Raw genomic sequence first — 9,618 nt, 5'->3', positions numbered from 1 at the left:
TGGGCATCCCTTGGCAGATGTTTCAGGATTTGTAATTCTACATCCATTGCTCTACTTACCTTGTAGAGTTTTATTTTTTCTTCCTTCTATTCATTATATCCGGAAAATGACAGAAGAGGGCTAGACAGCGATGATTAAGTTGTTTAATAACTACTTAGTGAACTACCGCGATCCCGAAGACTTTACGCCAGAAGAAGATAGAGAGATTGCCGATTTTCTTGATGTGCTACTCGATACTCAACCAATGCAGTTGGCGTACAAGTACGTCACAGAAGGTCTTGGAAAGCCGATGTCAATGGATAAATTTAAGGAAGAACTGCGAATAATATGGTTTGAACCTTTTACCAACTACTTCGGTAACGATATTGTATTCTACTGTTCTGGTTTTGAACACGTATTTGTTGGCGAAGGCAAATTTAACCCGCGCGGCGGTCCAGGGTGGGGAGAGATCAGCGGCTACCACAATTGGGTGAAGTTCTACCTGGATGAGGCTAAAGGGCGGGTAAATTTTCTGGGCACGCAGTATAAGTTGCCTGGAGTGTCAGAGGTACTGAATCCTAATGTAGTAACGCTACAAATGACCTGGACATTGAGTAATATGGCTGGCGATCCAGTTGCTCAGATTTTCAAGGAGCGTGGTGGTTTTTTTGTCGGCACAAGTCCAGAGTGTGACTTGGCAATGGGGACTGTAGCCTACTATGAATCAGTTCAGAAGTTGATATCGACGAACGGCGGGCTGTGACTATCCAAAAAGGAAAGTACAATCTGGTAATTTACCGAGAGACGACAGAAGATAATCAACGGGGCAAGCACATCCGCTCATTTTATCCAGAATTCCGAGGTGGTGATTTTGAGCCTTTACCACGACCTGGTAGTACTCCCGTCGTGCGACCAATTAACGATGTTCAAATGCAAAGTGGTGCAGTAGTTATAGTGGCTGCTCTTTCTAATCCAGAAGGCTCTGAATCAGGTGAATGGGTAGAACTACAAAATGCATCCCCAGAAACAATTTCGTTGGAAGGTTGGTTCCTCACTGATAAAGTGGGTCGGCGACTGATGCTGGATGGAACCCTAGCAGCCGATGAACAAAAACAATTCCTTGTGCGAACGAACAGCCCTCAGTCTATGCAGTTAGGCAATTCTGGTGGTCGAATTGTCCTTTACCAACCAGATGGTAGCATGGTTGCTTCGGTTTTCTACAACAGAACTGGGGAAGGAGAAGTTATTAACTTCTAGTTTGAGTTAAGAATTGTTCGCTATTTGATTAGGTATCGACCTGAGATGTATGTAATTTCCACAATGATTTTGGCTCTTATAATTATGCATTCAGTTACCGAAACTAACATTCTCGTTAACTGCAAAAGACTCACTCTTCATTCAATTTTCATTGGAATGAGAGCGATCGTTTTGTGGTAACCCATGAGTTCCCAAATAGAGACGATACGTATACATATTAAGACTGCCAATAATTAAGCAAGCTAAAAATATCAGTAATCTTGCACCATACAAAGGTTGCTCAATTAATCTAGCACCTGTAAAAAGGTATGAAATAATTGGCTCCACCTTGCTAATTACATAACCTGTTAAAAAACTGACAATCGCAGTTGCAAACCTAGAAAATCGCTTCTCTTCAACTATTGTGTAAGGTGAAGCAAGAAACCCAATAAACCACCCTACAGTAACGCCTGCTACCCCTATTAACACAGTTCGAGCAAATTCTACGTTGTTCCAACCGTTATGAATAAGTAGGTCTTGTGAATTTGGACTGCCTTACGAATCAAAACATCAAGTACCGCGCCATCAACCGGATTATCTTGACCGTAGAGGAGATAGCTTTTGACAACAGGTACAGTTTGTCCATAGCGGTCAACTCGTCCCTCGCGCTGTTCTAAGCGGTTGGGATTCCACGGTAAGTCGTAGTGAATCACAGCACTGAAATGCTCTTGCAAATTTACGCCTTCGCTTAAGCAGTCAGTTGATACCATAACTCGCTGTAGCGAAGATTGCAGGTCGGCTAAATAACTCTCCCGCTCGTCTTCTGATTGCTCGCCTGTAATCGCGAGGACGCGGATATGACTGCTTTTTTTCTCTAACTTCTGTTTCAATGCAGCGGCGACATAATTAGCTGTAGCAATATAGCGACACCAGAGAATGGGATTGAACCCTTCGTTGAGTAGCGATTCAACTGTCGCGATCGCGCGCTGCAATTTATTATCTTTCTCGCCTTGGAGTTTTGCCGCCTCTTGAACGAAAGCTCTTAATCTACGCCGCTGTGTATCGTCGTAAGATGGCTGTCCCTGTTCTACGACTACCGCTGGTGAAGCATCAACAGCTTGCTCTTGTTCGGTAGGGTCGTAGATGTAAGCACCGAGTAATTCCTCGTCTAAATCGCTGGCTAAGTCTTTTGTGCCGCCTGCTTTAGTTACTTGTCGCGTGAGGGTGGCGATCGCCGCTGCCGGAGAAGACATGACGCAGCGAATCAAAGCTAGCGCCGACCAGTACCGCCCCCGCCTTTGGGCATAACTGAGGTTGTCATCTGCTGTTTTGACCAACCCCCGCGCTAGGTTATACACGTCTTCAAATAAACTGCGGTATTCCTTAGTCAGGCGATAGGGAAGTTCTAATGCTTCTCTTACTGGAAATGGCGTTTCATTGCCAAGCCACAGTTTTACATCAGCGCGTCGGCGTTGCACAAAATGGTTCGCTAGATGCAATCGCGCTTGCTCAGTTAGGGAATCAAGATTGATTTGTGTAAATTCTGGTTTGAGTAAGCCTAGAAGCGACAAAAATGAAGTTTCAATACCACTATGAGGAGTCGCTGTGAGTAAAACGAGGTGTTGGTTTGGTTTAGCTGCAATTTGCTGTACTAATTGATGGCGTTGTTGGATTGCAGCACCTTCAGAGTTGGTATGGGTACAAGTGTGTGCTTCATCAACAATTACGAAGTCGGGGCAGTGAGTCAGGAAACTTGCGCGTCGTCGTTCGGATTTGGCGTAGTCAAGACTGACGATGATGTGGCGGTAGTGTTCAAAGATGTGGCGATCGCCTGATGGCAGTCCGCGTTCTAACTTAGAAACAGTTCCTGAACGAACCACAACCGCATCAATTTGAAATTTTTCGCGTAACTCTCGCTGCCACTGATCGCACAGCTGTGGCGGACATAGAACTGCTAAGCGTTTGACCTCGTTGCGGTCAAGTAGTTCGCGGGCAATTAATCCAGCTTCAATCGTTTTGCCAATTCCTACATCATCAGCAATCAGTAACCGAACGGTAGATAGGCGCAATGCCATTAGCAGCGGTACGAGTTGATAGGGACGCGGGCGAACCGATAGTCTTCCCAAACAACGAAATGGTTCTGCACCACTGCGCAAACTTAACCGCGCCGCATCCATTAAAAGTTGAATCGCTGTATGATCCTGAATTGCTTCTACTTGCGGGAGAGGGAACTTGGCTGGGGCGATCGCTTCGAGTGCCAAAGGTCGATAAATTCCGCAAATCTGGTTCTCATTTCCGCTGAGAGGACGCAAGCGAACAATATCTGGATTTTCAGTAGGTAGCACTACCCACTGGCGCTCCCGACACGTAACGATAGAACCCACTTCTAGGTTCGCACTACCATTGTCCGAGATCCCCGTTGTTGAGGCACGCAAGTACCCATCGGTAAGCGTCATAAGCTACCAATCCACAGATATATTTTATAAATGGGCAATCATAACTAAAAACTATAACTTTTTAGCTTACAAACAGGCATTTACTAGTAGCCATCGCATTACATTTATTTTCCCTGAGCTATGCTCAAATGCTGCATTTGCTACAAGCGTTTTGCTAACTTTGCTCCTTTAAAGAATTGGCTGTCTACCTTGCCAGCAACTGCTGACCACGTTCGCGGAGCGTCACATCTGGCGAATCGCCCATTTGCTCTAGCATCTCCAGAATCTTCTGTTAATTGCAGCATTGCAGTCATCTGAAAAAAAGAATCAATATTCTGGCTTAGGTTTGTACTCTGCCCTATCAAAACGATCGCGCCACACATCTCTGCCTGCTAAATTCTATGCTTGCTCTCCTCGCAGCTTCTTCGTCTTCTCTCGCGTCGCCAACATACAAACAGCTTTTCTCGCAATCCAAACCGCAGTGATTTTTCATAGCAGCCTTCAGCATCCCTAGCTGCGGCTTCCTGAACTGTCTCAACAAATTCCGCTGCCCAATTCCCGAATGAATCGGTTTTGCATCATATCCTCGCCCCACTAACCGGCAATAATTACAATCAAAGTCAGGACACAAGTAGATGCATAATAACTGTGGCAATAGCTGTAGCGTATATTCTTGCTCTGCGATTGCGCGTTCGCGCACTGCCGTAAGCAATCAACCTCTTCGAGTTGTTTATAACCTGCTGCTACGCCTCCTTGATTCGTGATGCCAACTAAAATCTAACCTTCCTGATGGTAATGCGCGATCGCCTGCTCAGCCCCAGCAATAATCTTCTGGTCTTCGGGGTGCTGTATGAATTTTGCTCCAGATATCGGCTCCCGAATTGTGCCATCGCAATCTAGCAAAAGAAGTTCTTCTTTTGTATTCATTACCCTTTAGCACCGAAAAACATAATAATTCATCATTGGTTTGATTGAGATGTTAAGCCACCACTTGGACTAATGAAAGCGCCAAGCCCATTAACCTTCCCAAAGTGACGATTTGGCTTGACCACGCTACCACCCAAACACCCTCCGCAACGCCCTACAAGCGGGCTATCCACAAGTGATGACCAAGATTCGCTTTCAACTTGCACCAAAACCGACGAAAGCCGAAAAAACAGCACAAGGCAAATCAGGATTTGTCCCTGTGGGAACTCGATGGATTCTTGAGCGGTCGAATGCTTGGATGGAGCGCTCTAAGAGCTTGGTTAAGAACTTTGAGCCTACCTTCAGCCATGCTACAACAAAGATCAATCTCTGTCTTATGCGACTGATGCTCAAGCGTTTAGCGTATATTTAGATCCTAAATCGGTTCTATCAGACCCACACTGTAATATGCAGATTCAGTGTGGGATAAATAGACTCCCCCAAGTTAATTTTACGGGATTTTATATGCCTAAAATTAACAAAGCAATCTTCAATATTTGTTGCTAATTTTCAACATTTAGATGCGATCGTCACCCCAGAGCGCCCGAATCAGTTTGTCGGTCAATTCTGCCCCTAACATCTGTGCCGCTAGCTGGTTGCCTGGATCGCGCTCTGCGCTGGTACGACGCAAAAACAAATCCCGTTTTGCCAAAGCCGCTTGCGTATCTTCTGGTACTGGCTCAGCCTCTTCTATCCAACTCAGCCAGCGATCCAACATTTCATGTGCCAGAGTGTGAATCAGTTTTAGGGTATCCTCTGTTTCTGAGCAGGTATAGCACAGGTTGATAGGGGATTGAAACAGGCGGATGTATACACTCTTGCTCGTAAATGAGGATAGACGCGAATCTGCCTGCAATGTCAAGAATGTTTGGTTAACTGGCTCATAGTAGCGATCGAGATATTCTAAATCAGTCACAAGCTCAGTTCGAGGAATGTAATCCATGTAGAAGAAAATATTCGTAACCGTACCCAATTCAACTGCAAGATGGGGCACTCGAATATGCGATCCCAACCAGGCAGTTAGACGCATGGTGGTGAAATTTGATTTTTTAAGCCACGTATGAACCAGCCAGTCAATTTCTCGTCCAGAAAAAGCGTTGAGCGAACCTTTGACATTACCATCAGGACTGCTGAACTCCTGTAAATCTTGAGTTGCAGGCTCAGGGTGTAACTCGAAGTGGGCTTCTATTTTCTGACGAAGTTCTTCTGTGATACTCCACAGACGTTCAAACACCAGTGTGTTGTCTGCATTTGGTCGCTGCTCAATCATGGTTTGCCTCTGTCTTTGGATACATAGATTTAATCTCAAGATTAGGTTTAATGAAAACCAGAAGAAAGCGTTTTAGATTTGCGCGATCGCATGGAGCCAAAAATCGATAAAGTTTTACTCATCGGAGTTACTGGAGGCACTGGCGGCAATGTGGTTAAGGGATTTCTCGAACAGGGAGTTACCAACCTGCGTGCCATAACTAGGAAAATTGACCTTGAGCGTCCTTCCCTGTCAAAGCTGAACGCTGCAGGAGTCGAACTTGTCGAGGCTAACTTAGATAATGAGGACTCGCTTAAAGCTGCCTTTGCAGGAATTTCCCATGTTTACTGCCACGCTACTTCTGCCGACTCCGCTAAACCTGACCCGTTCGAGGTCGAGAGGGCAAAGCGAGTTGCACAAGTAGCAAAGAACGCCAACATTAAGCACTTTGTCTATAACTCTGCAGGAGGGGCAGACAGGAATTCTGGAATCAGCCATATTGAGCAAAAGCACAAGGTGGAGCAGATTCTAAAAGCGGCTGGCTTACCGACAACCTTGTTGCGGGCGTGCTTGTTTATGGAGGAGTTTTGGAAGAAGTATACGCGACCCTCCATCCTTAAAGGAACTTTCTCATTCTCTATTCAGCCTGACAAACCTTTACATCTCATCACCACTCAGGACATGGGTCGCATTGCTGCCTATGTAATAAAACATCCCTCCAAATATATTGATCGAGAAATTGAACTAGCTGGCGATGTGTTGACTCCCAAGCAGATGGCGGAGGAATTCTCTAAAGTGCAAGGAATTCCAGTTGTCCACAAAGAGATACCTGCTTGGATCTTCCTACTTCTCCTGCGAAAGGAACTGTTCGATCTGATTCAGTGGTATCGCACGAAGGGTTATCAAGCCGATGTCAAGCGGTTGAGAGAAGAGGAGTTTCCTGGACTTCTGACTACATTTAGTGAATTTCTTGAACAAACCAACTGGGCAAACAAGGAACTCACCTATGAGAGTCTTTGAATTCTAGTTATGAGTCGGGTGGATCTATTGTCAGCCACTACTCTAATTTTCATCCCTGGGGGTGAACCCCGTTCATACCGACTCTGGCAAAAATATTAAAACCCTTCACTTTAACAAGGCTATCTATTACCCAGAAATTAAAAGGTAGCTAATTTTTTAGGCTTAGATCTTCCTTCATCAACCTCAAGCGATGCTGCATCAATTGCGCTATCTAGGGCGTCGCACAAGATAGAGTATAGCTCGTCTTTATTCAAATAATAACCTCCAGATTTGCGGCATTTATTCTTCTCCTTAATATCCCGCACGCTATTGCGAATCAAAACTTCCCAAGATTTTGTGGAGTGGTTTTCAGCTTGCTGTTTTATCAAGTAATGCAACAAAGCTTTGACATAAGAACGAATATTATTAATTTTGTCATCGCGACTCATTTCTTCAAGTTCTTCCACCAATAATAAAGCGGCTGCACTTTCACCTTTTAGAATTAAGTTCTAATAGTTCTTCCATTTGACAGTTGCGCTGTATTCAGTTGTATAAGTTCGTTTCTCACTGGGGAATTCCGCAGTGACACTACCCTAATTTTCCCACTTGCGATCAACCTTGCAATAGCGAGCAATGTCGAGATCGCTGTTTCACTTTGGCAAGTAATCAGCATTTAGGGCTTCTTCTGGAGTAAAAGGAGATTGTTCTGGGAAAGTCTCAGTTGGTAAACCAGTTTCAATTGCTGCTGAGATGCGCGCGTCCTTGTAACATTGCTCATACACTTCATTGAAGTAACGCTTGAGGCTAGGGCTATCCGCAAAATCATCCCTTAAGCGACGGCGGTGTTCAAATATAGTTAATAACCAGCTATTGCTTCGCTTCTCAGCCTGAAATTTATATTTGAGCAGGTGCATGAGGACAACAATCAGATTGCTTCTAACTGCCCTTCTTTCACTCCTGCCCATGTCCTCGATTTCTTCAATCAAATTGGGAATATCCAACTCGGACAGTCTGCCATCTCGCAGCAAACTGCTAGTTTTCTGCAACCAGAGATAATAATCTTGCTCGTAAAGAGTTGTAGTTATGTTATTCATCCGGCGCGATTCCATGACGCTTTTCAATATGGGCAAGGTATTCTAACTCGGTTGATGTCAGTACTACAGGGCGCTCTAGCAGGTTGAGTATTTCTACTTCAAAGGGATCTAAATTGCACTGCCGCAGATTGGAAATGCGATTGGGCAAAGCCCACGCTGCGCGATCGCATATTTTCTTTAATTGTGGCTCCTTTTCTAAAGGTAAGGGAATGAGTTGCTGATATTTTAAGGTGTACTTCTGCATCATCATCGTATCTACATCGCGCAGCCATACCTCGACAGTGTATGCTGTAACGGCAGCAATACGACCCCAACGTCCGTTAACTTTATTATCATTAGGCACGCAAATCTCTACCAATCCGCCTTCCGCCAACTGTAGATGTTGGGCAATGGCAGGTTTTAGTTCCTCAACCTCAACTGGTTCTTGTTCTCCCGTACCGAGTTCTACACTCGCAGTTTTTGGGTTAGGTAACTCTTGACCAGACTTACCAATATTCGCAACGTTCATTTTGGCAGTAGTGCCGTGCTTAGTTTTGTCAGTTCACATCGAGTTGTCACTGAGGAATTCCTCAGTGAGGGAAGTGTGGAATAACTGCACGGTAACGTTGGTTGTATACTGTACTAGTTTTTAGAATTATAAGGTATAGTTTATACCCTATAATTGTATATAGAATGACTTAGTTGGAGAAGTAGAAGTAATAGTGAAACTCAAAGTTAAACCTCAACTGGCGTTACTTCGTGCCATGCATGGAAGAATTAGTCAATCAGAATTATCTCGACAAACTGGCATCACGCAAAAACAGTTAAGCGCCTTAGAAGCCGGAAAGACAAAGGGAATAACCTTTGATATCCTCATTAAGCTGTGTACGTTCTTCTCCTGTACTCCTAACGATTTATTGAAGTTGGAACCGGAAACTGAAGTTGATTCGCCAACTGTGGAGGAACTAGAAAAAGCTGATGAAATTATTGCTCGCGGACTCAAGCGGGCGATGGAAGCACAACCGCGTCACTTTTCGGACATTTGGGCAGAGTTTGATGCACTTCGAGCAAGAATTGCAAGTAATGCCTCAGTTTCTGAGGAGCAGAAGACTGTGGTAGTACGTGATTAAAGTTGTTTTAGATACGTCTGTTTTTGTTGCCGCTCTTCTAAGTAAAAGCCGAAACAGCACTCCCGTTTTATTGCTTGATAAATGGCGCGATCGCTGTTTTACGTTAGTTATGGCTCCGCAATTATTACGCGAGTTGGTAGTGCAACTTATGCGAAAACAGATTCCTCAAGCAGATATCGAGGATTTAGTCAAATTAATTGCAGAGGTTGCGCTTCATATTCCAGGAACTTATCAAGCAACTCGTTTAGATGATATCGATCCAGACGACAATATGTTTTTGGCAGCTGCTTATGAGGCAAAAGCTGATTATTTAGTTAGTCTAGATCGGCAGCACTTGCTACCCCTCAAGCATTACCACGGTACGCAGATCGTTACCCCAGCCTTATTTATTCGCGCACTCGAACAGCTAGGCAGTAATGAAATTTACAGCCTATTGCAAGTTTATGAGGTACAGTAAGAGGAGTACACAAATGAAGTCTAATGAAACCGTACTCGCTCGACTTGCGAGAAAAAATAGTTAAGGCATACACACAAGGTGACACCTCAATCAG

The 9,618-nt window shown here is 44.5% G+C and carries 15 protein-coding genes; 6 read left to right on the top strand and 9 right to left on the bottom strand.

The annotated features are described in order from the left end of the window. Positions 1–130 precede the first annotated feature (130 nt). Entirely contained in the window at positions 131–742 is a 612-nt protein-coding gene (locus tag IQ230_RS27140) for a hypothetical protein (RefSeq protein ID WP_228055333.1), read from the top strand. Next, positions 739–1,236, top strand: a complete 498-nt coding sequence (locus tag IQ230_RS27135; RefSeq protein WP_322742570.1) for a lamin tail domain-containing protein — start codon at positions 739–741, stop codon at positions 1,234–1,236. Before IQ230_RS27140 ends, IQ230_RS27135 begins: the two co-directional genes overlap by 4 nt. 141 nt (positions 1,237–1,377) lie before the next feature. On the opposite strand, the gene IQ230_RS25250 is transcribed toward IQ230_RS27135, so the two are convergent. The 5 genes from IQ230_RS25250 to IQ230_RS25230 form a co-directional block, all read right to left on the bottom strand. Further along, complete coding sequence (locus tag IQ230_RS25250) at positions 1,378–1,704, bottom strand: hypothetical protein (protein ID WP_193934949.1); 327 nt, start codon at positions 1,702–1,704, stop codon at positions 1,378–1,380. Between the two features lie 14 nt (positions 1,705–1,718). Beyond that, positions 1,719–3,671 carry a helicase-related protein gene (locus tag IQ230_RS25245; protein WP_228055332.1) on the bottom strand — a complete coding sequence of 651 codons (1,953 nt, stop codon included), beginning with the start codon at positions 3,669–3,671 and terminating at the stop codon, positions 1,719–1,721. A gap of 140 nt (positions 3,672–3,811) precedes the next feature. Continuing rightward, positions 3,812–3,955: a hypothetical protein gene (locus IQ230_RS25240; RefSeq protein WP_193934948.1), complete on the bottom strand. Its 144-nt coding sequence runs from the start codon at positions 3,953–3,955 to the stop codon at positions 3,812–3,814. Positions 3,956–4,011: 56 nt separating this feature from the next. Next, on the bottom strand, positions 4,012–4,362 hold the full coding sequence (locus IQ230_RS25235; RefSeq protein WP_193934947.1) for a hypothetical protein: 351 nt from the start codon (positions 4,360–4,362) through the stop codon (positions 4,012–4,014). Between the two features lie 65 nt (positions 4,363–4,427). Continuing rightward, the gene (locus IQ230_RS25230) at positions 4,428–4,577 is read right to left on the bottom strand and encodes a hypothetical protein (RefSeq protein ID WP_193934946.1); all 150 of its coding nucleotides are present in this window, start codon (positions 4,575–4,577) and stop codon (positions 4,428–4,430) included. Positions 4,578–4,755: 178 nt separating this feature from the next. Between IQ230_RS25230 and IQ230_RS27130 the strand changes: the two genes are divergently transcribed. After that, a complete protein-coding gene (locus IQ230_RS27130) occupies positions 4,756–4,989 on the top strand; it encodes a transposase (protein WP_228055331.1) in 234 nt (77 codons plus the stop codon). A 144-nt stretch (positions 4,990–5,133) separates the two neighbouring features. On the opposite strand, the gene IQ230_RS25220 is transcribed toward IQ230_RS27130, so the two are convergent. Further along, positions 5,134–5,886: a red chlorophyll catabolite reductase gene (locus tag IQ230_RS25220; protein ID WP_193934945.1), complete on the bottom strand. Its 753-nt coding sequence runs from the start codon at positions 5,884–5,886 to the stop codon at positions 5,134–5,136. A gap of 90 nt (positions 5,887–5,976) precedes the next feature. On the opposite strand from IQ230_RS25220, the gene IQ230_RS25215 reads away from it, so the two are divergent. Further along, positions 5,977–6,885: an NmrA/HSCARG family protein gene (locus IQ230_RS25215; RefSeq protein ID WP_193934944.1), complete on the top strand. Its 909-nt coding sequence runs from the start codon at positions 5,977–5,979 to the stop codon at positions 6,883–6,885. Positions 6,886–7,022: 137 nt separating this feature from the next. On the opposite strand, the gene IQ230_RS25210 is transcribed toward IQ230_RS25215, so the two are convergent. The 3 genes from IQ230_RS25210 to IQ230_RS25200 form a co-directional block, all read right to left on the bottom strand. Further along, positions 7,023–7,331 (bottom strand): DUF29 family protein, encoded by a 309-nt coding sequence (locus IQ230_RS25210; protein WP_322742569.1) that lies wholly within the window; start codon positions 7,329–7,331, stop codon positions 7,023–7,025. Positions 7,332–7,514: 183 nt separating this feature from the next. Beyond that, positions 7,515–7,973 (bottom strand): DUF29 domain-containing protein, encoded by a 459-nt coding sequence (locus IQ230_RS25205; RefSeq protein WP_193934943.1) that lies wholly within the window; start codon positions 7,971–7,973, stop codon positions 7,515–7,517. Further along, the gene (locus tag IQ230_RS25200) at positions 7,951–8,466 is read right to left on the bottom strand and encodes a hypothetical protein (RefSeq protein ID WP_193934942.1); all 516 of its coding nucleotides are present in this window, start codon (positions 8,464–8,466) and stop codon (positions 7,951–7,953) included. The genes IQ230_RS25205 and IQ230_RS25200 overlap by 23 nt, the downstream gene beginning before the upstream one ends. A gap of 193 nt (positions 8,467–8,659) precedes the next feature. Between IQ230_RS25200 and IQ230_RS25195 the strand changes: the two genes are divergently transcribed. Further along, positions 8,660–9,067: a helix-turn-helix domain-containing protein gene (locus IQ230_RS25195; protein ID WP_322742568.1), complete on the top strand. Its 408-nt coding sequence runs from the start codon at positions 8,660–8,662 to the stop codon at positions 9,065–9,067. Beyond that, positions 9,060–9,524 (top strand): putative toxin-antitoxin system toxin component, PIN family, encoded by a 465-nt coding sequence (locus IQ230_RS25190; RefSeq protein WP_193934941.1) that lies wholly within the window; start codon positions 9,060–9,062, stop codon positions 9,522–9,524. The genes IQ230_RS25195 and IQ230_RS25190 overlap by 8 nt, the downstream gene beginning before the upstream one ends. Positions 9,525–9,618 lie beyond the last annotated feature (94 nt).

Origin of the sequence: Gloeocapsopsis crepidinum LEGE 06123, assembly GCF_015207655.1 — a bacterium.
GTDB lineage: Bacteria > Cyanobacteriota > Cyanobacteriia > Cyanobacteriales > Chroococcidiopsidaceae > Gloeocapsopsis > Gloeocapsopsis crepidinum.
This window is presented reverse-complemented; position numbering and strand designations above follow the sequence as displayed.